This window comes from Micromonospora sp. ZG13, from assembly GCF_059359355.1.
The window spans coordinates 98,924-122,448 of record NZ_JCADBQ010000007.1; the positions used below are offsets into that span (position 1 = coordinate 98,924).

17 protein-coding genes are annotated in these 23,525 nt (G+C 74.1%); 12 read left to right on the forward strand and 5 right to left on the reverse strand.

The features are described from left to right. Positions 1–101 precede the first annotated feature (101 nt). A complete protein-coding gene (locus tag AC5L34_RS16980; protein WP_494825837.1) occupies positions 102–2,171 on the reverse strand; it encodes a hypothetical protein in 2,070 nt (689 codons plus the stop codon). Positions 2,172–3,515: 1,344 nt separating this feature from the next. Here AC5L34_RS16980 and AC5L34_RS16985 point away from each other — a divergent pair. Then, the gene (locus AC5L34_RS16985) at positions 3,516–4,184 is read left to right on the forward strand and encodes a M23 family metallopeptidase (protein WP_441177446.1); all 669 of its coding nucleotides are present in this window, start codon (positions 3,516–3,518) and stop codon (positions 4,182–4,184) included. A gap of 18 nt (positions 4,185–4,202) precedes the next feature. Here the strand turns inward: AC5L34_RS16985 and AC5L34_RS16990 are convergent, their stop codons facing one another. Beyond that, positions 4,203–4,937 (reverse strand): DUF899 domain-containing protein, encoded by a 735-nt coding sequence (locus AC5L34_RS16990; RefSeq protein WP_494825839.1) that lies wholly within the window; start codon positions 4,935–4,937, stop codon positions 4,203–4,205. Between the two features lie 457 nt (positions 4,938–5,394). Between AC5L34_RS16990 and AC5L34_RS16995 the strand changes: the two genes are divergently transcribed. Further along, entirely contained in the window at positions 5,395–6,264 is an 870-nt protein-coding gene (locus AC5L34_RS16995; RefSeq protein WP_494825841.1) for an SIR2 family NAD-dependent protein deacylase, read from the forward strand. Positions 6,265–6,333: 69 nt separating this feature from the next. On the opposite strand, the gene AC5L34_RS17000 is transcribed toward AC5L34_RS16995, so the two are convergent. After that, the gene (locus tag AC5L34_RS17000; RefSeq protein ID WP_494825843.1) at positions 6,334–7,284 is read right to left on the reverse strand and encodes a tetratricopeptide repeat protein; all 951 of its coding nucleotides are present in this window, start codon (positions 7,282–7,284) and stop codon (positions 6,334–6,336) included. Between the two features lie 187 nt (positions 7,285–7,471). Here AC5L34_RS17000 and AC5L34_RS17005 point away from each other — a divergent pair, with 187 nt between their 5' ends. The 9 genes from AC5L34_RS17005 to AC5L34_RS17045 all read left to right on the forward strand — a co-directional run bounded on the left by AC5L34_RS17005 (position 7,472) and on the right by AC5L34_RS17045 (position 19,585). Continuing rightward, positions 7,472–8,059, forward strand: coding sequence for an STAS domain-containing protein (locus AC5L34_RS17005; protein ID WP_494825845.1), 588 nt, complete (start codon positions 7,472–7,474; stop codon positions 8,057–8,059). 105 nt (positions 8,060–8,164) lie between these two features. Next, positions 8,165–9,760, forward strand: a complete 1,596-nt coding sequence (locus AC5L34_RS17010; protein ID WP_494825847.1) for a beta-1,3-glucanase family protein — start codon at positions 8,165–8,167, stop codon at positions 9,758–9,760. Positions 9,761–9,926: 166 nt separating this feature from the next. Continuing rightward, entirely contained in the window at positions 9,927–11,063 is a 1,137-nt protein-coding gene (locus tag AC5L34_RS17015) for a CaiB/BaiF CoA transferase family protein (protein WP_441177440.1), read from the forward strand. Between the two features lie 366 nt (positions 11,064–11,429). Then, complete coding sequence (gene kdpF / locus AC5L34_RS17020) at positions 11,430–11,519, forward strand: K(+)-transporting ATPase subunit F (RefSeq protein ID WP_151452733.1); 90 nt, start codon at positions 11,430–11,432, stop codon at positions 11,517–11,519. Continuing rightward, entirely contained in the window at positions 11,519–13,174 is a 1,656-nt protein-coding gene (gene kdpA, locus AC5L34_RS17025; RefSeq protein ID WP_441177439.1) for a potassium-transporting ATPase subunit KdpA, read from the forward strand. The genes kdpF and kdpA overlap by 1 nt, the downstream gene beginning before the upstream one ends. 19 nt (positions 13,175–13,193) lie before the next feature. Continuing rightward, on the forward strand, positions 13,194–15,380 hold the full coding sequence (gene kdpB, locus AC5L34_RS17030) for a potassium-transporting ATPase subunit KdpB (protein WP_494825850.1): 2,187 nt from the start codon (positions 13,194–13,196) through the stop codon (positions 15,378–15,380). Then, a complete protein-coding gene (locus AC5L34_RS17035; protein ID WP_441177437.1) occupies positions 15,380–16,261 on the forward strand; it encodes a potassium-transporting ATPase subunit C in 882 nt (293 codons plus the stop codon). Before kdpB ends, AC5L34_RS17035 begins: the two co-directional genes overlap by 1 nt. A 91-nt stretch (positions 16,262–16,352) precedes the next feature. Beyond that, complete coding sequence (locus AC5L34_RS17040; protein ID WP_494825853.1) at positions 16,353–18,905, forward strand: sensor histidine kinase; 2,553 nt, start codon at positions 16,353–16,355, stop codon at positions 18,903–18,905. Then, on the forward strand, positions 18,902–19,585 hold the full coding sequence (locus AC5L34_RS17045) for a response regulator (protein WP_357976103.1): 684 nt from the start codon (positions 18,902–18,904) through the stop codon (positions 19,583–19,585). Before AC5L34_RS17040 ends, AC5L34_RS17045 begins: the two co-directional genes overlap by 4 nt. Before the next feature lie 93 nt (positions 19,586–19,678). Here the strand turns inward: AC5L34_RS17045 and AC5L34_RS17050 are convergent, their stop codons facing one another. Further along, complete coding sequence (locus AC5L34_RS17050) at positions 19,679–21,034, reverse strand: carbohydrate-binding protein (RefSeq protein ID WP_441177434.1); 1,356 nt, start codon at positions 21,032–21,034, stop codon at positions 19,679–19,681. A gap of 201 nt (positions 21,035–21,235) precedes the next feature. Between AC5L34_RS17050 and AC5L34_RS17055 the strand changes: the two genes are divergently transcribed. Then, the gene (locus AC5L34_RS17055; protein ID WP_157747160.1) at positions 21,236–21,595 is read left to right on the forward strand and encodes a hypothetical protein; all 360 of its coding nucleotides are present in this window, start codon (positions 21,236–21,238) and stop codon (positions 21,593–21,595) included. Between the two features lie 57 nt (positions 21,596–21,652). Here the strand turns inward: AC5L34_RS17055 and AC5L34_RS17060 are convergent, their stop codons facing one another. Next, positions 21,653–23,521 (reverse strand): pectate lyase-like domain-containing protein, encoded by a 1,869-nt coding sequence (locus tag AC5L34_RS17060; RefSeq protein ID WP_494826005.1) that lies wholly within the window; start codon positions 23,519–23,521, stop codon positions 21,653–21,655. Positions 23,522–23,525: the final 4 nt, after the last annotated feature.

Below are 23,525 nucleotides of genomic sequence, written 5' to 3' on the forward strand. Positions count from 1 at the left end.
GCCCCTCGCGGACCGGGGGCGCCCCGGTGCGTGCGTCAGGCGGAGCAGCGGGTGCGGCGCCGTCGGGCGGACCGGCCCGTCGTCGTGGCGGCTGCTGCGGGTCACGTCGCCGCCATCGAGATGTCGAAGGCGGCGTCGCGGACGTCGGCCACCGGGTGCTCGCGCAGCAGGCGCAGCAGGTCCCGCCACGGCGCGGACCAGCCGTACGCCCTGCCGCCACCGGCGAGGGCCACCGCGAACAGGCCGGTGGTGGCCTCGCCCCGCGCGGCGAGTAGGTGGGCCGCGGCGAGCACCGGCTCGGCGTCGAGGGTCTTCGGCGAGGCGGTGCGCCGGCTGAGGAGACGGGCGAGCCGGGCGGCGAGTGCCGGCCGCCCCGCCACCAGTCGCGCGATGCCGAGGATCTCGGCGCTGAGCCGATCGGAGGTCGTGTCGGCGAGCGGCAGCAGCCCGGTCAGCAGGGTGCCGGCCTGGGCCCCGTACGCGCGATGGCCGCCCAACTCGTCCGCCATCCGCCGCCACGGCGCGGGATCCATCCGGGGATCGGAGGCCCACACCGAGGACGCCTCGGCCACGATGGCGTCGATGCGCCGCCGGGCGGGACGGTCCGCGCCGGGGCCACCCGGGTCCGTGTCGGCGTCGTCGGCCCGTACGAGGGCGCGCAGGGCGAGGGTGGGCGCCTCCCGCTCGGGACGACCCGGGTGGCGCAGCACCGCGTCGACGAGCGGGCGTACCGACTGCCAGTCGTGCCGCTCGCCCGGGTCGGCCAGCGCCGCCGCGACCAGGCCGGTGAGGTCGGGTGCCCAGGGCAACCAGTGCACGAGCCGGGGTCGGGCGAGCCGGCTGACCTCGCGGTCGGTGCTCGCGCAGGCCCGGGCGACGAGGGCGGCGTAGCGGGGGCGATCCGGCGCGGCGACCCCGTCGGGCGGGGTCGCGAGCACCGTCAGCGACTCCTCCCGGCTCCCGACGACCGCCTGTTCGAGGAGCGGCCAGCTCTCCGGCGCGTGCAGCCGCTGCCGGGCGGCGGCGACGATCGCCGCGCGTACGTCGCGGTGCTGGTCGGGCTGCCGCCACGCCGACACCAGCACCGTCATCGCCGCCGGGGGACCGAAGCGCCCGAGCAGTCGCAGCGCCTGCTTGCGGCTGGTCACCTTGCCCCGCCCCAGGGCGACGGCGGACAGCGGGGCCACCAGGTCGGCCGGGCGGGTGAAACGCGCGACGCGACCGGCGGCGTAGAGGGCGACCCTGGCCCCCTCGTCGTCGGCGTGCGACAGCAGCAGCGGCAGCGCCTCTTCGGGCCGGTCGGTCCACGGCAGCGCCGCCAGGGCCGCCTCGGCCAGGGTGACGTTCGGCGAGTCGACGTGGCGCAGCACCAGCTCGCGCCCGGGGCCCGACACCGGCGCGGCGGCCCGGACGGCGGCCGCCCGGTGGTGCAGCGGGGTGCCGGCGTCGGCGGCGAGGCGCGCCTGCAACCGTACGAACGCCTCCTGCTGGCGGGGCAGCCACCGCTCGGCGTGCACGGGCGGGCCCGGGACCCAGCGGGTGCCGGCGGTGAGGAACGCCCCCTTCGGCGGGTGGCGCAGCACCCGGTCGAGCAGGTCGGTGCGTCGTGCGCTGACGGTCCGCCACACCGTGGGGAAGGTGATGGTCGAGGCGTCGGAGCGCAGTACGTACGCCACGCGTTGCGCCCGTGTCCTCGGATCGGCGAGCCACAGCTCGACGGCCTCCCGCACGACGGGGGCGACGGTGCCGGGAGCCGTCGCCCGGCGCAGCAGTTCCTGGAGTTCGGGCAGCCCCCAGGCCCGCCGACCCAGGGCCCGGGTCACCGCGAACAGCGCGGCGAACCGGCCCCGGACCATGCCGGCCTCGACCCAGCCACGCAGCCGGGTGAAGACCAGCTCCTCCTGCCCCCGACGCAGCGTCTCGTCGAGGCGTCCGAGCGGTGGCAGCCGGTGCCCGCCGAAGAGCCGGTCGAGGGTGTCCAACGCCCACCGCAGCAGGGCCGGTTCGTCGACGTGGTGGCCCAGCACCCGGGCGGCGAGGGTGCCGAGCGCGGCGAGGGTGCGCGTCGACGCGTCGCGGGTGGTCGTGGCGTCGACGGTGATCCGGGCCAGCATCTCGACGGCGTCCGCGCGCAGCATCGGGGCGAGGTCCGCCAGCTCCGCCAGCGCCACGGCCCGGACCGGGTCCTGCTCGTTGCGCAGCCGGTCCAGCCTGGCCAGGCCTCGGCCGCCGCGACGGGGTCACGGCTGCGCCGTGCGGCGGCCAGGAGCAACTGGTACGCGACGGCCCGGTCGCGCGCGTCGGCGGCGCGCAGCGCGGGGGTGAGCACGGCCGACGCCGCCGGCCAGGGCAGCAGCGCGCTCCAGGACCGCACCTGCGCCTCGTCGTGGCGGACGTCGTCGAGGGTGAGCACCCGGCGGGCCTCCCGCTCCCGCCAGGCGTGCGGCAGCACCTCCATCAGCGGCGCGTCGGGAATCCGGGTGGCCGTTTCGACATCGGCGAACACGGCGTCGTGCAGCTCGCCCCGCCGCGCCGGGGGCAGCGCCCCCAACAGCCGCCCCAGTGAGTTGTTGCGGTCGCGTACCCGCCGGCCCAGGGTGACCAGGTCCGCCTGCGGCAGCCGGACGAGCCGACGCAGCAGCGCCGGGGGCAGCCACTGGTAGCCCACCCAGTCGGCGCGGGACACCGCGGTCAGCAGGGCCAGTACCCGTCGTGGCGCGGCGGCGGCGAGCGGCCCGTAGCTCGCCAGGTCGCCGGGGAGGTACCCGGTGGGCGCGTAGCGTTCGAGCAGCGCCAGCGCGCGTTCCGGTCGACGTGCACCGGCGACCAGGACCCGTGGGCCGTGCGTCGACCACCAGCGGTCCCGGTCGGCGGGGTGGATGTCGGGCAGCGTCGACTCCGCGTGGTCGAGCACCACGTCGCCGTGGCGGCGGGCCAGGCGGACCGAGTCCGGCAACGCGTGTTCGACGACCGGCAGCAGCCGGCGGACGGTGTCCGCCCCGCAGGCGGGCAGCAGGGCGACCGCCTCGGCGGCGCCGAAGCGCCCGAGCACGCCGTCGACCAGGTCGTCGGCGACCGTCGGCCGGCGCAGGTGCCGCAGCGACCGGTAGACCAGGTGGCGCAGGTCGGCCGACGCGTCCCCGACGAGTGCGTGCAGGTCGTCGCCGGCGAGCCAGCCGGCGCGCAGGCCCGCCTTCACGGCGACCGCCCGGATGGTGGGTTGCGGGTCGCCGAGGGCCGCCCGCACCGCCGTGTGGTCGCCGACGATCCCGGCGGCGGTGACGGCCAGGAAGCGGTGGTACGCCTCCCCGCCGCGCAGGTCCGCCAGGATCTCCGGCAGCTCGCCCGTAGCGGCCACTTCGCGGGCGCGGCGGGCGAGCGCCACCATCCGTTCCCGGTGGGTCAGCGCGTCCAGTTCACCGAGCAGGCGACGTGTCGATCTTCGCACGCCGCTCATTGTGTCGGTCGGGATGCCGCCCCGCACACCCGTTCCGCGGGGCTTGCCGGCGTCTGCCATGCTCGGGCCGGTGACGACCGGCCTCCGCAGCAGTCCCCGCACCCACCGTCGCGTCCGCAGCCGCCGCCTCCGGGTCGCGCTCGTCTCCGGCGCGGTCGCGCTGCTCCTCGCCGCCGCCGTGTTCGTCGTCGCGGTGGTCGTGCCGCTGGTGCGGCCGGCGGGGCCGCGTCCGCTCTTCCAACTGCCCGTAGCGTGCGGGGAGACGTGGCAGTTGGGCACCTATCCCGGTCACGACGACTACGACGTGGACCTGTTCCCGACCGAGGGCAAGGCGTGGGGGCGGCCGGTGCTCGCGTCGTACGCGGGGAAGGTCACCGTGGCGGGCATCAACGGGTCGGTGGGTGGCCGTACGCCCGAGGACCCGGACGGGCCGCGCGGGCGTGGCGGCGGCTACTGGGTGAAGATCGACCACGGCGGGAAGTGGGAGACGCAGTATCTGCACCTGCTGGAGCCGCCGCTGGTCCGGGTCGGTCAGCGGGTCGCCCAGGGCGAGCAGATCGGGCGGGTGGGCAGCACCGGCAACTCCGGCGCCCCGCACCTGCACTACGAGCAGCGGCGGGGCTGGGAGAAGGTCGAGGCGTACTTCGACGGCGCCCCGTCGGGCATCACCCACGACGACACCGAGTACACGGTCAGACGCAAGAGCAACAACTGCCCGCCCGGGTGAGCGTGGCGCCGATCGCCGTCAGTGGCAGTGGCAGTCGCCGCCGGCCGTGGCCGTGTCGTAGGTGTCGTGGAGGGGGAACTCGTTGACGTAGCGCTGCCGGCCCAGCGGCGTGAGGTCCAGGAAGTTGTAGGTGTTGAGCAGCGTCTCGAGACCCCGGCCGTACACCGAGTAGGTGTGCAGGATCCGTTCGCCGTCGCGGACGAAGACGCTCAGGCCGTGGCCCTCGCCCTTGATGAAGCCGGTGAGGCCCTGCGCGGCCAGGGTCTCGGCGTCCTTGTAGTTGTATTCCACCGGTGCGACGGCCGGGTCGTTGGTGGCGTGGAAGTCGTAGTTGAAGTCGCTGCCGTGCGAGGAGTACCAGGGAAAGCCCCAGCCCATCCGGCTCCTGAAGGACGCGAGGGTCGCGTACGGCGCCCGGGAGACCACGGCGAGGGTCGTGTCGCTGGCGTGCAGGTGCGCGAGGTGGCCGAAGTTGTCGACCAGCAGCGAGCAACTCGTGCAGCCCTCGGTCCACTCGGGATCGAACATGAAGTGGTAGACGAGCAGTTGTCGCCGCCCCTCGAACATGTCCGCCAGCCGGACGGAGCCGGAGGGCCCGGTGAGGGAGTAGTCCTTCTCGACGGCGACCGCGGGCAGTTCGCGTCGCAGCGCGGTGACCTCGTCCCGGCGTCGGGTGATCTCCTTCTCGCGCTCGAGGAGTTCCTTGCGGGCCTCGACCCACTCGTTCCGGGACACGACCTTCGGAATAGTCATCGACGACACGCCTTTCCGCTGAAGCGCCTGCGCCATTCTTATCGGGCGCTACGCGTTCACACCAGCCTCCGGCCGGCGCGGTGGGATTCCCATTTCCGATGACCGTCGCGGCAATTTCCGTCGGCGGAGGCGACAACGGGCAGGTCGGACCGTCCGACCCGTCCCGGGCCGGTTCCCGCGCGGGGGAACGGTGGTCGGCGTACGCCGGGCAAGTGCGCAAGGAAGAACAAATTCGCCGACGCGCCCGGTCCGCTCGCGGATCGCGGAGCGCCGTCGCGCGGCGGGACAGCCGGTGGCGTACGGGGACGGCGGGACAGGCCGCACCGGCCCGCCGGCGGTGGGCCGGCGACTCGCTCGCCGGGGCGGTCCGACGAGCCGTCCCGCGCATCCCCGCCGGGCGGTCGCGGACGCCGCACTAGTCTTGCGGCGCGGGTACGTGACGGAAGGGGCGGTTCCGGTGGGGGAGCGGTCGGTACGGAAGGCCGCGGCGCTGTTGGCGCAGGCGCGTCGCGTCGTGGTCTTCACCGGCGCGGGCATCTCCGCCGAGAGCGGCGTGCCGACCTTCCGCGACGCCCTCACCGGCCTGTGGCGCAGCTTCGACGCGCGGCGGCTCGCCACGCCGGATGCCTTCCGCGACGATCCCGCCCTGGTCTGGGGCTGGTACGAGTGGCGGCGCGCCACGGTGGGCCGGGCCCGCCCGAACGCCGGTCACGTGGCCGTGGCGGCCATCGAGGCTCGCGTCCCCCACGCGGTCGTCGTGACGCAGAACGTCGACGACCTGCACGAGCGCGCCGGCTCCGTCGCACCGATCCACCTGCACGGGAGCCTGTCCGCGCCGCGCTGCTCGGCCTGCGCCCGCCCAGCGCCGCTGCCCGCCGGGGCGTCGCTGCCCGACGGGACCTCCCTGTCCGCCGAGGCGCCGCCGTTGTCCGGCGGGGCAACGCTGCTCGACGGGGCGCCGTTGTCCGGCGGGGCGCCGGACGAGCACGGTGACGGCCGCGTGGCGCCGCCCCGGTGCGCGCACTGCCCGGGCCTCGTCCGGCCCGGGGTGGTGTGGTTCGGCGAGGCGTTGCCGAGCGCCGCGTTGGAGGCCGCCGTCGAGGCGGCGTCCGCCTGCGACCTGCTGCTGACCGTGGGCACCTCGGGACTGGTGTATCCCGCCGCCGAGATCCCCCGGGTGGCCGCCCGCTTCGGCGCCCCGGTGGTGCAGGTCAACCCGGAGGAGACGCCCCTGGACACCGTGGCTGACGTGAACCTGCGCGGCCCGGCCGCCCAGGTGCTTCCCGCCCTCGTGCACGCCGCCTGGGACGCCGCCGACCCGGCCTGACGGCGCGCGGCGAGGTCTGGGCGGTCGTCCAGGCGGAGGACCTGGCGCCGGGCGGCCGAGGCCGTCGGATCAGGAGGGGCGAGGCATGCCGAGTTGGTCCAGCCAGCCGTCCACGTCGAACCCCTGCTCCTCGGCCCGGTCGAGCCACCGGGCGGCGCGGGCCTGGTCGGTGGGCACGCCGGAGCCGAGCAGACACATCACCCCCAGGGTGGCCGCCGCCCGCGCGTTCCCGGCGTTCGCCGCCCGCTCGTACCAGCCGGCGGCGACGGCCTCGTCCCGGGGGAAGCCCCGGCCGCTGGCGTGCCCGGCCGCGACGTTGTACAGGGCGCGGGGGTGCTCCCGCTCGGCGGCGCGCAGCAGCCACTGCCGCGCCACCGCCTCGTCGCGCGGCACCATGTCCCCGGTGTCGTACAGGACGTGCAGCTCGAACATCGCGTCGGCGTTGCCGGCCTCGGCGGCCTGCCGGTGGTACGCGACCGCCGCCTCGCCCTCGCCCAGCAGGTAGTGCACGATGCCGGACCAGTAGCGCGCCTCCCCGGTCGGGTCGTCGGCGCGCAGCGGCTCCAGCAGTGTCAGCGCGTACCGCCCGACCCGGCCCACGGCCTCCCGGCCGACGGCGGCGAACAGGTACGCGCCCTGGCGGTTGCCCTGCCCGGCGGCCTCGGCGAAGCAGCGCAGGGCCGCGTCCAGGACCTCGTTCCCGCTGGTGGGGAACGGGCGCGGCGACGGCCACGCCGCCGGCTGCCCGATCGGCAGGTCGAGCAGCCGACGCCCCAGGGGCACCCACGCGTCGGTCCGGCCAGCCCGCGCGGCGGCCAGGTAGCCCCGGACCAGCACCTCGTACGCCCGGATCGGCAGGATCCCGATCATCACGTCCCCGCGCACGATCCGGCCGTCGAGCTCACGGCACAGCCCTTCGAGGTACGCGGCGTCGAGCGGCTCGGCGGCCGTCACCCGCTCGGTCTCGGCGAGCAACGAGTCGCCGGGGGCGGACGAGGCGGTGGCAGGGGTCAAGGTCACGCCGCCACCCTACTGTCGGCGCTCACGCGCCCCGGGGCCCGCCCGGGCCGGAGTTGTCACACAACCGTCATCCGCCCGAAGGGTGACCGCGAACCGCGACCGGCAGGTTGAACCGGGCGGCGACGCCCGCCGGCGAGCGCGTGGTGGCGACGCCGTACGGATGCGGTGGAAGGAAGGGACCGGCACGATGAGCGTCGTCCGGGGTGACGAGCACACGACTCTGATCTGCGACGTCTGCGGCGAGACGGTCGTGGAGGCGGGGAGTGGACCGGCCGGTGTGGTCTGGGAACTGGTGTCCGACCACGAATGGACCGGCTCGCCGCTCGCCGACGGGCCGCACCGCTGCGCCCACTGCACCCTGCTGGCGGGTTCCGGAGAGGCGAGCACGGGCGGCCCGGGACCGGGCGGGATCCTCGGCATCGACCATCGCGGCGACGCGACCGTCATCACCTGCGCCGGAGACATCGACGTCGACGGTGCGGGCACGCTGCGTACGGCCCTGCTGCACGCCACCGACATGGGCGGGCACGTCGTCGTCGACCTGACCAACGTCCGGCTGATCGACTCCACCGGGCTGGGCCTGCTCGTCGGCGCCCAGCGGGACTGCGCCGCGCGGGGCGCCACGCTCAGCCTGGCCGCGCCGTCGCCGTTCCTGCGGACCGTCCTGCGGACCCTGCGCCTGGACGAGGTGCTCCCGGCGTACGACAGTCTTGGCGAGGCGGTCGCCCGGGTGACCGGCGCCGAATGGACCGGGGCGCCGGGGCGCCGACCCTGATCCCGGCGGATCTATTGGCGTACGTCTATTGACAGGGGGGCGCGTCGGTCCGACGCTGAGAGAGCGCTCTCTCAGTTGTCCGCCACCCCCTGAGGAGGAGTACGCGTGAAGCTCCGAAGAAGGCTGCTCGCCGCCGTGTCCGCGCTGGTCGCCGCCGTCGCGGTGACCGTCGCGGCGTCCCCCGCCCACGCCGTCGGCCCCGCGCTGCTGCCCGTCACGATCACCAACAGCACCGGTCGAGGCGAGGCCGTCCACCTGTACGTCATCGGCGTGCAGCTCGCCAGCGGCCGCCTCGGCTACGTCAACCAGGGCGGCACCTTCGTCCCCTGGTCGGGCGGGCAACTCCCGCCGTCTCCCGCCCCGGACGCCTCGATCTTCGGCCCCAACAACGGCGGCAGCACCACCATCCGGTTCCCGCGCGGCTTCTCCGGCCGCGTCTACTTCTCCTTCGGCGAGAAGCTCAAGTTCTTCCTCACTCCGGACGGCTTGGTGCAACCCGCGCCCTGGGCGGCCGGCGACGCCAACCGCGACATCCTGTTCGACTGGAGCGAGTTCACCTACAACGACGCCGGACTGTGGCTCAACAGCTCGCAGGTCGACATGTTCGCGGTGCCGCACGCGGTCACGGTGACCGGCGCCAACGGCGTCACCAAGCGCACCGGCGACGTCGTGGCGGGCGGCCGCAACGCGATCATCGAGGGCATCCGGTCGCAGCCGGGCTGGGCCAACACCGTGCACACCCGCTCCGACGGGACCGTGCTGCGGGTGCTCGCACCCGGCAAGGCAGCCGGCGCCGGGCTGTTCAGCGCCACCTACCTGGACTCCTACATCGCGTGGGCGTGGAACGCGTACACGACCAGGACGCTGACCGTGGTGCCCTTCGCCGACCAGCCGAACACCCGCTACTTCGGGCGGACCTCCGGCAACGTCATGACCTTCACCAACGGTGCCGGGCAGGTGGTCGCCTCCTTCAACCGGCCCTCCTCCGCGAGTGTCTGGGGCTGCGACGGGGACCTGCCCGCACCCAACGACCCGGTCGTCGGCCCGATCTCCCGGACGCTCTGCGCGGCACTGAACCGGGGCACCCTCGGCACCATCGACACCCAGCCCAGCACCAACGCCGCCGAGTTCTACCGCAACAACCCGACGAACCACTACGCCCGGGTCATCCACGCCAACATGGTCGACGGCAGGGCGTACGCCTTCGCCTTCGACGACGTCGGCGCGTTCGAGTCCCTGGTCCACGACGGCGACCCCCGCGCGGCCGGCGTCGTCCTGAGCCCCTTCGGCGCGGGCGGCGGGCCGGTGAACCCCGGCGGCGCGGTACCCGTGCTGAGCACCTGGAACAACAAGTGCATCGACGTGCCGAGCGCGAACTTCGTCGACCGCGCGCAGTTGCAGATGTGGAACTGCAACGGCACCGACGCGCAGAAGTGGACGTTCACCGGCGACACCCTGCGCAGCCGGAACGACAAGTGCATGGACGTCGACGGCGGCGCCACCGGCAACGGCGCGGTCGTGCAGCTCTACGCGTGCAACGGCACGGGAGCACAGCGGTTCACCCTGAACGCGGCGGGCGAACTGGTCAACCTCCCGTCCGGCAGGTGCGTCGACATCCGGGACTGGAACGGCGCCGACGGCGCGAAGCTCCAGCTCTGGGACTGCGCGGGCGCCGCCAACCAGAAGTGGCGCAAGGGCTGACCGGCCCGGCGGGTGGCGGCGCCCCGTCGCCACCCGTCGCCGGGGCGAGCGACGGCCGCCGCGCCCGCTGTGCCATCGTGGTCCTTCCATCGACGCGCCGGACGTCGGCACCCGGCGGGCGCCACGACGCGCCGGGGCGTGGCGTCGACGGGGAAGGGGCGCGGCGATGGGGGAGCAACGGTCCGGGCCGCTCAGCGGCGTCCTCGTCGCCGACTTCTCACGCATCCTCGCCGGCCCGTACGCGACCATGCTCCTCGCCGACCTCGGCGCCGAGGTGATCAAGGTGGAGGGGCCCGGCGGGGACGACACCCGGGCCTGGATGCCGCCCGTCCGGGAGGGGACCTCCACCTACTACCTCGGCGTCAACCGCAACAAGCGCTCCATCGCCCTCGACCTCGCCGACCCCGCCGACCTGGAGGTCGCCCGGGAACTCGTCCGCCGCGCCGACGTCATGATCCAGAACTTCCGGCCCGGCGGGCTGCGGCGCTTCGGCCTCGACTACGACAGCGTCGTGGCCCTCAACGAACGGATCGTCTACGCCTCGATCAGCGGGTTCGGCGCCGGTGCCGGCGCCGATCTGCCCGGCTACGACCTCGTGGTCCAGGCCGCGTCCGGCCTGATGAGCCTCACCGGCGAGCCGGACGGGCCACCCTACAAGGCCGGGGTCGCCGTGTTCGACGTGATCGCCGGCCTGCACGCGGCCGTCGGCATCCTCGCCGCCCTGCACCACCGCGACCGCTGCGGCACGGGCCAGCACGTCGAGGTGGACCTGCTCTCCGCCGCGCTGTCCGGCCTGGTCAACCAGAGTAGCGGCCACGTCGCCGGGGGCGCGACGCCGTTCCGGATGGGCAACGGACACCCGAGCCTGTTCCCGTACGAGCCGCTGCCCACCGCCGACGGCGACCTCGTCGTCATCGCCGGCAACGACGGGCAGTTCCGCAAGCTGTGCCACGTGCTCGGCCTGCCCGACCTGCCCGACGACCCCCGCTTCGCGCGCAACCAGGACCGCACGGTCAACCGGGAGGCCCTGCGGCCCATCCTGGTCGCGCGCCTGGCCGAGCGCACCCGCGACGAGTGGTTCCGGGACCTGCGCGCGGCGGGCGTGCCGTGCAGCCCGATCAACACCGTCGCCGGCGGCGTCGACCTGGCCCGGCGACTCGGGCTCGACCCGGTGGTCAGCGCCGGCGGCGTGCCCGGCATCCGCAACCCGATCGGCCTGAGCGCCACCCCGCCGCGCTACGACCTGCCGCCGCCGGGGCTCGACGAGCACGGCGACGAGATCCGCGGCTGGTTGGCCGGCTGACGCCCGCCCCGCCCCGGCTGACGCCCGTCCGGCTGCCGGACCTCGCCCGGCTGCCGGGTCCCGGCCGGCCCGCCCGGCTGCCGGGTCCCGCCCGCGTTCGTTGGTCGGAGGGCGTCGGTGAGCGGCGTCACGGCCGCAGCCCGGCCGCGTGAAGAACGCGTCAAGAAACGTGCCGCCGCCGTCATGATCGCGTGATGAACCCTGTCCCTCGCGCGGGCACGGAGTTTCGATTGCCCGGCACGGCCGGAAGGCGGTCGTGACGAGCGGTCCGGTAAGAGGAGTCAGTGTGTCCGACGTGGTGTTCGTCCTGGTGACGGTGGGGCTGTTCGCCGCACTCGCCCTCGTGGTGAGGGGCGTGGAGAAGCTGTGAACGTCGTCGATGCCGTCGGCCTGGTGCTGGCGCTGGGCCTGGGTGTGTTCATGGTGGTCGCGTTGCTGTTCCCGGAGCGCTTCTGATGTCCGCCACGACAGCCGGCGCCCTCTTCGTCCTGTCCCTGGTGGCGGCCCTGGCGGCCGTCCACCGGCCGTTCGGCGACCACCTGTACCGGGTGGTCGCCGCAACCCGGCACTCCCGCGTCGAGCGTGGGATCTACCGTCTGGTCGGGGTCGACCCGGCCGCCGGGCAGACCTGGGGCGTGTACGCCCGCGCCGTACTCGCCTTCGCCAGCGTGTCGATCCTGTTCCTGTACGTGTTCCAGCGGTGCCAGGACCACCTGTGGCTGTCGCTCGGGCTCGACCCGGTCGTCGCCCACGGCGCCTGGAACACCGCGGTGTCCTTCGTAACCAACACGAACTGGCAGTGGTACGCGGGCGAGTCGACGATGGGCCACCTGGTGCAGATGGCCGGCCTGGCGGTGCAGAACTTCGTCTCCGCCGCCGTCGGCATCGCCGTCGCGGTGGCCCTGGTGCGCGGCTTCGCCCGCAGCCGCACCGGTGAGTTGGGCAACTTCTGGGTCGACCTGACCCGGATCACGCTGCGGGTCCTGCTGCCCGTCGCGGTCCTCGGCGCGCTGGTGCTGATGGCCGGCGGGGTGGTGCAGAACCTCTCCGGCGGCACCGAGGTCGCCACCCTGACCGGCGGCACCCAGACCGTCACCGGCGGCCCCGTGGCCAGCCAGGAAGTGATCAAGGAACTCGGCACCAACGGCGGCGGCTTCTACAACGCCAACAGCGCGCACCCCTTCGAGAACCCGACCCCCTGGACGAACTGGATCGAGATCTTCCTGATCCTGCTGATTCCGTTCAGCCTGCCGCGCGTCTTCGGCCGGATGGTCGGCCAGACCCGGCAGGGCCACGCGATCGTCGCGGTCATGGCCGTCCTCGCGATCGCGAGCGTCACGCTGACCAACGTCTTCGAGCTCGCCGCCGGTGGCACCGTCCCGCAGGCCGTCGGCGCCGCGATGGAGGGCAAGGAGGTGCGCTTCGACGTGTCGAACTCGGCCACCTTCGCCGCCGCGACGACGCTGACGTCGACCGGGGCGGTGAACTCGTTCCACGACTCGTACACCGCGCTGGGCGGCATGATGACGCTGGGCAACATGATGCTCGGCGAGGTCGCACCGGGCGGCGTCGGCGCCGGCCTCTACGGGATGCTGGTGCTCGCCGTGATCACGGTGTTCGTGGCCGGGCTGATGGTCGGTCGCAGCCCCGAGTACGTGGGCAAGCGGATCGGCTCCCGCGAGATCCGCTTCGCCTCGCTGTACTTCCTGGTCACCCCGGCCCTGGTGCTGATCGGAACGGCCACCGCCTTCGCCACCGGCAACCACGCGACCGCGCTGAACGTCGGCCCGCACGCCCTCACCGAGGTGCTGTACGCGTTCACCTCCGCCAGCAACAACAACGGCTCGGCCTTCGCCGGCATCACGGTGAGCACGCCGTGGTGGAACACGGCGCTGGGCCTGTGCATGCTGCTCGGCCGGTTCCTGCCGATCATCTTCGTGCTCGCCCTGGCCGGGTCGCTGGCCCGCCAGCGACCCGTACCCGCCTCCGAGGGCACCCTGCCGACCCACCGGCCCCTGTTCGTCGCGATGGTCGCCGGCGTCACGGTGATCCTCGTGGCGCTCACCTTCCTGCCCGCGCTCGCGCTCGGCCCGCTGGCCGAAGGGCTGTGACCCGATGAGGAAAGAGACCATGACCGTCGTAACGCGGGCACCGCACGACCGGGCCGACGCGGGCACCCCCGTCGTACGGGGCGGCCGGGGCGGCGGCCTGCTGGACGCGCGGCAGCTGCTGCGGTCACTGCCCGACGCGCTGCGCAAGCTCGATCCCCGCACCCTGTGGCGCAACCCCGTGATGCTGATCGTCGAGATCGGCGCGGCCTGCACCACCGTGCTCGCGCTGGCCGACCCGTCGGCGTTCGCGTTCGCCGTCACGGCCTGGCTGTGGCTGACCGTGCTCTTCGCCAACCTCGCCGAGGCCGTCGCCGAGGGGCGCGGCAAGGCACAGGCCGCCAGCCTGCGCAACGCCAGGAAGGACACCGTGGCCACCCGCCTGCGCGGCTGGACCCCGGGCGCCGCGGCCGGCGCCTACCGCGACGAGGCCGTGCCCGCCCCGGAACTCGCGCAGGGCGACATCGTCCTGGTGGCGGCCGGGCAGCTGATCCCGGGCGACGGCGACGTGGTGGAGGGCATCGCCAGCGTCGACGAGTCGGCCATCACCGGCGAGTCCGCCCCGGTGATCAGGGAGTCCGGCGGGGACCGCAGCGCGGTCACCGGCGGCACCCGGGTGCTCTCCGACCGGATCGTCGTACGGATCACCCAGCGGCCGGGGGAGAGCTTCGTCGACCGGATGATCGCGCTGGTCGAGGGCGCCAACCGGCAGAGGACGCCGAACGAGATCGCGCTGAACGTCCTGCTCGCCGCGCTCACCGTCGTCTTCCTGCTGGTGGTGGCGACCCTCCAGCCGCTGGCCGTCTTCGCCAAGGGCCACCAGGCGGCGGCGCCCGACAACGGCGCGATCACCGACGCCGGCGTGACGGGCGTGGTGCTGGTGTCGCTGCTGGTCTGCCTCATCCCCACCACCATCGGCGCGCTGTTGTCGGCCATCGGCATCGCCGGCATGGACCGCCTGGTCCAGCGCAACGTCCTGGCCATGAGCGGTCGCGCCGTGGAGGCCGCCGGCGACGTCGACACCCTGCTGCTGGACAAGACCGGCACCATCACCCTCGGCAACCGGCAGGCCGCCGGGTTCCTGCCCGTCGACGGCGTCGACGCGAGCCTCGTCGCCGACGCGGCGCAGCTGGCCAGCCTCGCCGACGAGACGCCCGAGGGTCGCTCGGTGGTGGTCCTGGCCAAGCAGGAGTTCGGGCTGCGCGAGCGCGAGCCGGGCCTGATCCCGCACGCCACGTTCGTGCCGTTCACCGCGCAGACCCGGATGAGCGGCGTCGACCTCGACCCCGGCGGGAGCGCGCCCTGGCCGGCCCGGCGGATCCGCAAGGGCGCCGCCTCCGCCGTCACCGGGTGGGTCCGCGAGCACGGCGGAGAACCCGCCGGGCAGCTCGGGCGGATCGTCGACGAGATCAGCGGCGCGGGCGGCACCCCCCTGGTGGTCGCCGAGCACGTCGACGGCGAGCCGGCCCGCGCCCTGGGGGTGATCCACCTCAAGGACGTGGTCAAGGCCGGCATGCGCGAGCGCTTCGACGAGATGCGCCGCATGGGCATCCGCACCGTGATGGTCACCGGCGACAACCCGCGTACGGCCGCGGCGATCGCCGCCGAGGCGGGCGTCGACGACTTCCTCGCCGAGGCCACTCCCGAGGACAAGCTCGCCCTGATCCGGCGCGAGCAGCAGGGCGGCCGGCTGGTCGCGATGACCGGCGACGGCACCAACGACGCCCCCGCCCTCGCCCAGGCCGACGTCGGCGTCGCGATGAACACCGGCACGTCGGCCGCGAAGGAGGCCGGCAACATGGTCGATCTCGACTCCGACCCGACCAAGCTGATCGAGATCGTGGAGATCGGCAAACAACTGCTGATCACCCGGGGCGCGCTGACCACGTTCTCCATCGCCAACGACGTGGCGAAGTACTTCGCGATCGTCCCCGCCATGTTCGCCGGCATCCACCCGGGCCTCGACACCCTGAACGTCATGCGGCTGGCCAGCCCCGAGTCGGCCATCCTCGCGGCCGTCATCTTCAACGCCGTGGTCATCGTCGCCCTGATCCCGCTGGCCCTGCGCGGCGTGCGCTACCGGCCGGCGTCGGCGTCGCGGCTGCTGCGCCGCAACCTGCTGGTCTACGGCCTCGGCGGCATCGTCGTGCCGTTCGTCGGCATCAAGCTCGTCGACCTGCTCCTGCAACTGCTTCCGGGAGTCTCCTGATGCGTCTGCCCACCTGGCTCTCCGCACACGTGGCCGCGCTGCGCGCGCTGCTGGTCTTCACGGTGCTGCTCGGCCTGGCCTACCCGCTCGCCCTGGTCGGCGCCGGTCGGCTGCCCGGCCTGCGCGACCGGGCGGACGGGTCCCTGATCACCGCCGACGGCCGGCCGGTCGGCAGCGCGCTCATCGGCCAGGCGTTCACCGACGCCGACGGTGAGCCCCTGCCCCGCTACTTCCAGTCCCGGCCGTCGGCCGCCGGCGACGGCTACGACCCGACGGCCACCGCCGCGTCCAACCTCGGCCCGGAGAGCGTGGTCGACACCCTCGCCGCGGACCCGCGCGCGTCGAGCCGGAGCCTGCTCAGCCAGGTCTGCGCCCGCAGCCGCGCCGTCGGCGAACTCGACGGCGTCGACGGCCGGCGCCCCTACTGCACCCCCGACGGCGTGGGGGCGGTGCTGGCGGTGTTCCGCGCCGACGGGCTGACCGGCCCTGTCACCAGGGTCGTCAGCGTCAACCAGAGCGCGCCGGCCACCCCGTTCCTCGCCACGTACGAGGGGGTGGTTGTGGAGCTGGCCCGGCCCGGCGAGGACCTCGTGGCCGCCGGCGGCCTGATCGTGCCGGTGCGGGGCGACGCGCCGCGGACCCCCGCCGTGCCCGCCGACGCGGTCACCGCCAGCGGCAGCGGCCTCGACCCGCACATCAGTCCGGCGTACGCCGAGATCCAGGTGGCGCGGGTGGCCCGCGAGCGGGGCGCGGACCCGGCGGCGCTCCGGCGCCTCGTCGCCGAGCACACCCGGGGCCGGGCGCTCGGCTTCATGGGTGCCCCCGCCGTCGACGTGCTCGCCCTCAACCTCGCCCTCGACGAGACGCTGCCCGTCGCGTGAGGGTCGGCGTGGGGCGGGGCCGGGTGCCCCGCCCCACCCGTGGTCCGTGGTACGACGACCGGCCGTGCCGGTGATCAGGGAGGATGGCTGCGTGCCCAGGGGAGAACTGCGCATCTACCTCGGGGCCGCGCCCGGCGTCGGCAAGACGTACGCGATGCTGGAGGAGGCCCGGCGGCGCGCCGAGCGCGGCACCGACGTGGTGGTCGGCCTGGTCGAGACCCACGGCCGCGCCCAGACCGCCGCGATGGTCGGCGACCTGGAGGTGCTGCCGCGCCGGGTGGTGACCTACCGCGGCGCGACGTTCACCGAGATGGACCTCGACGCGGTGCTGGCCCGGCGGCCCGAGGTCGCCGTGGTCGACGAGCTGGCCCACACCAACGTGCCCGGCTCACGTCACGAGAAGCGCTGGCAGGACGTACAGGAGCTGCTCGACGCCGGCATCACCGTCCTGTCGACCGTCAACGTCCAGCACCTCGAATCGGTCAACGAAGTCGTCGCCCGCATCACCGGCACCACCCAGCGCGAGACGGTGCCCGACGCGGTGGTCCGCGCCGCCGGGCAGGTCGAGCTGGTCGACATGACCCCGGAGGCGCTGCGCCGCCGGATGGCCCACGGCAACATCTACCGGCCCGACCGGATCGACGCGGCCCTCGGCAACTACTTCCGCATCGGCAACCTCACCGCCCTGCGCGAGCTGGCCCTGCTGTGGCTGGCCGACAAGGTCGACGAGCAGCTCGGCGCCTACCGCGCCCAGCAGGGCATCTCCGAGACCTGGGAGGCCCGCGAGCGGGTGGTGGTGGCGCTCACGGGCGGGCCGGAGGGCGCGACGCTCATCCGCCGCGCCGCGCGGGTCGCGGCCCGCAGCAAGGGCGCGGACCTGCTCGCCGTGCACGTCGCCCGCAGCGACGGGCTGGCCGGCGCGGATCCGGCGCAGCTCGCCCGGCAGCGCGTCCTGGTGGAGAGCCTCGGCGGCACGTACCACCAGGTGCTCGGCACCGACATCCCGGCGGCGCTGCTCGACTTCGCCCGGGGCGTCAACGCCACCCAGCTGGTGCTCGGCGCGAGCCGGCGCGGGCGGTTCGCGCAGCTCTTCTCCCGTGGCGTGGGGGTGACCACCACGGCGCTGTCCGGGCCGATCGACGTGCACCTGGTCACCCACCCGCAGATGGGCCGGGGGCGGCACGGCGCGGGCGTGCCGGCCGCGCTGTCGCGGCGGCGCCGGCTGCTCGGGTTCGGCCTCGCCGGGCTCGGCATGCCGCTGCTGACGGTGCTGCTGCGGGCCCTGCCGGACCTCAGCCTCACCAACGACATCCTGCTCTTCCTCACCGGCGTCGTCGGGGTCGCACTCGTCGGCGGGCTGTGGCCGGCGCTGGTCGCCGCGCTGGGTGGTTCCCTGCTGCTCAACTGGTTCTTCACGCCCCCGTTCCACACGCTGACCATCGCCGAGGCCGACAACCTGCTGGCCCTGGGCGTCTTCGTCGCCGTCGCCGTGGCCGTCAGCGGGGTCGTCGACGTCGCGGCGCGGCGCACCAGGGAGGCGGCGCGCGCCTCCGCCGACGCGCAGACGCTGGCCACGGTGGCCGGTGGCGTCCTGCGCGGTGAGCGGCCGCTGCCGGCGTTGCTGGACCGGCTGCGCGAGACGTTCGGGCTGCGTGCGGTCAGCGTCCTCGAACTCGTCGCCGACACCGGCGGTCGACCCGGGCGCGCCAGCGAGGACGGGGCGTGGCGGATCGTGGCCAGCGTCGGCGAGGACCCGGCGGGCAACCCGGGCGCGGGCGAGACGGCCGTGCCGGTGGACGACCGGATCACCGTGGTGCTCTCCGGCCGGCGGCTGGAGGCCGCGGACCGGCGCGTCGTGGAGGCGTTCGCCGCCCAGGCCGCCGTCGCGCTGCGGCAGGAACGCCTCGCCGAGGAGGCGGCCAGCGCCCGGCCGCTCGCCGAGGCCGACCGGATGCGTACGGCGCTGCTCGCCGCGGTCAGCCACGACCTGCGTACGCCGCTGGCCTCGGCGAAGGCCGCGGTGAGCAGCCTGCGCAGCCACGACGTCGAGTTCGACGCGGACGACCGCGACGAGCTGCTGGCCACCGCCGACGAGTCCCTGGACCGGCTCGGGCGGCTCGTGGCGAACCTGCTGGACATGAGCCGCCTGCAGGCCGGTGTCCTCGGCGTGACCCGCGTGCCGATCGGGCTGGAGGACGCGGTGCCGAGGGCCCTGGACGAGCTGGGCCCGCAGGCCGCCGACGTCGGCACCGACATCCCCGCCGACCTGCCCGCCGCCGTCGCCGACCCGGGGCTGCTGGAGCGGGTGCTGGTCAACATCGTCGCCAACGCCCTGCGGCACAGCCCGCCGCAGCGGCCCCCGGCCATCACCGCCAGCGCCCACGCCGGGCAGGTGGAGCTGCGCGTCATCGACACCGGCCCCGGCATCCCGCAGGACCAGTGGGAGCACGTCTTCCTGCCGTTCCAGCGCCTGGGCGACCGGGACAACGCCACCGGCGTGGGTCTCGGCCTGGCCCTCTCCCGCGGCCTCGCCGAGGCCATGGGTGGCAGCATCACTCCCGAGACCACCCCCGGGGGCGGCCTCACCATGGTACTGCGGTTGCCCGCCGCCACCTCGAGCGCCACGGAGGGGCAGCAGGAATGACCCGCATCCTGGTGGTCGACGACGAGCCGCAGATCGTCCGCGCCCTGCGGATCAACCTGCGGGTCCGGGGCTACGACGTGCAGGCCGTCGCGACCGGCACGGCGGCGCTCAAGGCAGCCGCCAGCGATCCGCCCGACCTGGTGGTGCTCGACCTGGGCCTGCCCGACATCGACGGGGTGGAGGTGATCCGGGGCCTGCGGGGCTGGACGCACGTGCCGATCATCGTGCTCTCCGGCCGCGCCGGCAGCCAGGACAAGGTCGCGGCCCTGGACGCCGGCGCCGACGACTACGTCACCAAGCCCTTCGGCATCGACGAACTCCTCGCCCGGATCCGCGCCGTGACCCGGCGACTGCACGTCAGCGCCGACGCGACCACCGCCACGCTGCGGGTCGGCCGGCACACCGTCGACCTCGCCGCCCGTACGGTCACCCGGGACGACGGCACCGACGTCCGGCTCACCCCCACCCAGTGGGGGGTGCTCGAACAACTGCTGCGTCACCCGGGCAAGCTCGTCAGCCAGCGCCAGCTCCTGCACGACGTCTGGGGGCCCGAGTACCAGAACGAGACCAACTACCTGCGCCAGTACATGGCCCAGCTGCGTCGCAAGCTGGAGGACGATCCGGCCCGCCCGCGCCACCTGATCACCGAGCCCGGCATGGGCTACCGGTTCCGGCCCTGAGCGCGGTGGGGGCGCGCGTGCGTCGCGGGTGCCCGGCGCCGACCGTCGGCCGCGGGGGTGCGGCCGTGGTCGGCGCCCGGGGTGGCGTGCGGCTCAGCGGCCCTGGAGGGCCCGGACGTTGTCGCCGAACGTCCAGCCCTTCGACCCGTCCCAGTTCAGCGACCAGGTCATCAGGCCCTTCAGGCCGCCCCGGTAGGTGTTCCACGCCTGGGCCACCGTCGCCGGGGCCATGTGGCCGCCCCCGGCGCCGGGCTGCGCCGGCAGCCCGGGGACCTGCTTGTCGTACGGGACGCGGATGGTGGTGCCCTGGACGACCAGCCCGGCGTTGAGGCAGTCGGTCTGGGCGGTGAAGCCCTGCACGGTCCCGGCCGGGTACGAGTCGCCGGAGCAGCCGTACATGCTGCCGTTGTAGTACTGCATGTTCAGCCACCAGAGCCGGCCGTTGTCGGCGTACCGCTTGATGACCGGCAGGTACGCGCCCCAGATCGAGCCGTAGGTGACGCTGCCGCCGGTGACGTACGCGGTCTCCGGCGCCATGGTGAGGCCGAAGCCCGCCGGCATCTGGGCGAGCACCCCGTCGATGATGCGGATGAGGTTGGCCTGCGACGGGGAGAGCTGCGAGATGTTCCCGCTGCCGGTGAGCCCGGTCTCGATGTCGATGTCGATGCCGTCGAAGTTGTACCGCTTGAGGATCGGTACGACGGTCGCGACGAACCGGTCGGCGACCGCCGCCGAGCTGAGGTCGATCCCGGCGGTCGCGCCACCGATGGACAGCAGGATGGTCAGGCCGGCGGCCTTGGCGCGGCACATCTCGGCCGGGGTGGGCACCTTGACCGTGGCGTCCATGCCGTCCTCCCAGAGCACGGTGCCGTCGGCGCGGATGACCGGGAACGCCGCGTTGATCACGTTGTATCCGTGCGCAGGGATGCGGGGGTCGGTGATCGGGATCCAGCCCAGCGGCGGGTGGACGCCGTTGGCCGCGCCGTCCCAGTTCTCCCAGTAGCCCTGGAGCACCTTGCCGGCCGGCTTCGGCTTGCCGGCGCAGGTGTCCGGGCCGGGTGGGGTGGGCGTCGCGGTGGGCGTCGGGGGCGGGGTCGGCGTCGCGGTGGGGGAGGGCCCGGAGGTGGCGGTCGGAGTGGGCGACGGCGTGCCTCCGCCGTCGCAGGCGCCCAGGTCGCTCCAGAGGGCGGGCGTCGCGGCGGGGTTCCAGCCGGCGCCCGGCGGGGGTGTGTGCGCCACCAGCGCCTGGTAGAGCCGTCCCGCGTGACTGACCCGGCTGCCGACGGCGTAGGCGGTGCCTTCGGCCCAGGCCGGCGCGGCGCAGGCCGCGGCGGCGACGTCGGGGACGCCGGGCTGCGCGGCGGCGCGACCGTCCACGGCGGGCACGGCCAGGGCGGCGGTCAGCGCCGCGCCGGCCAGGAGTGCGGGCATCGTACGTCGAAGTCGCATGGCATTCCTCCTCGTCGATGGCGGCAGGCTATCAGTTAACTTTGTTAAACGTAAGCGACGGGGTGGCGGCGCCGGGCGATCGGGATGGCGGGGAGAGCGGTAAAACTTTTCGCCGACATCGACCGTGCTCATGGAGCTAATCTCCGAGATTCGATACCCTCCTGTGGACCCACCCGCCGTCCACCGTGGAGGAGATCGAGCATGCGCAGATTGATGTCGGCGATCGGAGCCGGAGCGATGCTGACCGTGGGGCTGCTCGTCGGCGCCAGCCCGGCACAGGCCGCGAGCTGCACGCTCGTGCAGTCCGAGATCTACAACGGGGCCAACATCATCGCCTGGTCGCAGGGCCTCCAGGGCTGCTCGGGCGACGTCTACTGGGAGATCCAGTCGGGTGACGCCGGCGGTTGGCAGGTCGCGCAGAGCGGCACCACGCACTACGACGACGAGGTGCAGAGCTACTACGGCGACGTCGAGCTGCCGTGCTACCTGCGGGTCTACGCGAAGTTCGGCACCCAGGAGAAGCTGACCCAGCCGGCGCGCAACAACAACTGCGCAGGCTGACGACCGGGCCGGACGGGGCGGGGTGCGCGCCCCGTCCGGCTCGGTTTGCCGCAGGAGTTACGGGGCGGGATAGCGCGTGAGGTACACGGGCGCGCCGACGCGCGTCGTGTCGGCCGCCTCGCCGACGCCGTTGACCACGTGGTCGATCGTGCCGGCGCTCAGGTTGACGGTCATGACGTGGTGCAGCCGCACGCCCGGGGTGACGGGGACCTCGAAGCCGTTCTCGGTGCGGATCGACGGGTTGTTCTGGTTGAACACGTACACCCCGCCGCCGTGCAGGGTGTGGTGGCGCACCCGGTCGCCGACCTTGTAGCCGGCCCATCCCCTGGTCCTGCCGTTCATCCAGTCGGCCTGCGTCGGCGGGTCGTACGGCAGCTCGTTCTGGTAGAGCACCGTCGTGCCGTGCTCGCCGTTCCAGACCGTGTTGTACCGCTGGAAGTGCTCGACGAAGAGGCCGGTGGCCGTCACGTGGTCGCCGTTGATGACGGCGCCGTAGCGGCCGGTGTTGGTCCGCCAGCGGTCGGTGTCGCCGTTGACGCCCTCGGTGAAGCCCTCGACGCCGTGGTCCCCGCGCCACACCCAGGTGTGGTCGATGAGGACGTGGTCGGCGTTGACCTCCAGCGCGGTGTGCGTCCTGCCGACGTGCGGCCCGCCGACGCGGAAGTACACGTCGGAGAGCGTGATCGGGTTGTGCGGGGTGCTGGCGTTGCGGCCGTGCCGCTGGCCGACCCGCAGCAGCACCGGCGACTCGGTGCGGCCCGCGTCGACGGTGACCCCGGCCACCACCACGCCGGGTACGCCGGCGACGTCCAGCGGGATCGCGCCGTTCACGGCGGTCAGCGTGGCGTGGCCGATGCCGAGGACCACGGTGTCGGGCCGCCTGACCTCGATGCTGCGGGCGATGTCGTACACGCCGGGGGTCAGCAGCAGGTGCCTGCCACGGGCGAGCTGGGCGTTGATGACGTGCACCGGGTCGGAGGGCTTGGCGATGAAGAAGTCCCGGATGCCGATGGTGCGGCCCGGCGTCATGCCGTCGGCCCAGGAGACGCCGCGGGTGTCGCGCCGGGCGGCGGGGACCCGTACGTGGTACCTGCCGCGCTCGTCGACGAACAGGTACGGCTTCTCCCTGCTCAGCGGCGTCGTGTCCAGCGTGGTGTAGGGCGGGTCGGGGAAGCCGGCGTCGTCCGGAGCGCCCACCGTGCCCGCGAAGACCTGGTTCCACACGGCGTTGGACCAGCTCTCGACCTCGCTGTTGCGGGTCAGCCACTGCTGCTGGGAGCCGTTGGTGGTGGCGGGCAGCCGGGAGTCGGCGATGAACCCGCCGCTGGCGTACTGGGGGCCGGCGGTGCAGTAGTCCATCAGCGACAGTCCGCCGCCGCTGACGTCGAGGCGGCGCATGGACACCGCCTGGGACACCGCCCAGAAGTTGGCCGAGGCCCGGCAGCCGTCCTGGCCGGTGGCGTCGACGGACAGCGACAGGTTCGACAGGGTGCGCCAGAAGTTGACCAGGGCGATGCAGTTGCCGGTGCCGCCGTCCTCGAGGCAGCGGTTGTAGGCCTCGATCTTGCCGGTGACGGTGACGTCGGTGGGGGAGGCGCCCAGGCCGGAGACCTCGGTGTAGTAGCCCACCTTCGCCCGGAGGGGCTGCGCGGGCGTGCCGTAGCTGCCGGGCTTGAAGAGGTACGCGTGCCGCGCGGTGCCCATCTCGGCGTCGACCTGTCGGGCGTGCGCCGCGTCGAGTGTCGCCTGGATCTCGGCGAGGGGTGTGTCGGGGTCGAAGATCGTCACGTTGGGCCCGAAGTCCGGGGTCCCGTGGCGGGCCGGGCCGGCGGCGGCCGCCGTGCCGGTCGTGCCGGCGACCGCCGCCATTACCAGGCCGAGCGCGAGCGCCCGGCGCAGCCGCCGTCGCTCGTCGGGGGACTGCATTCTC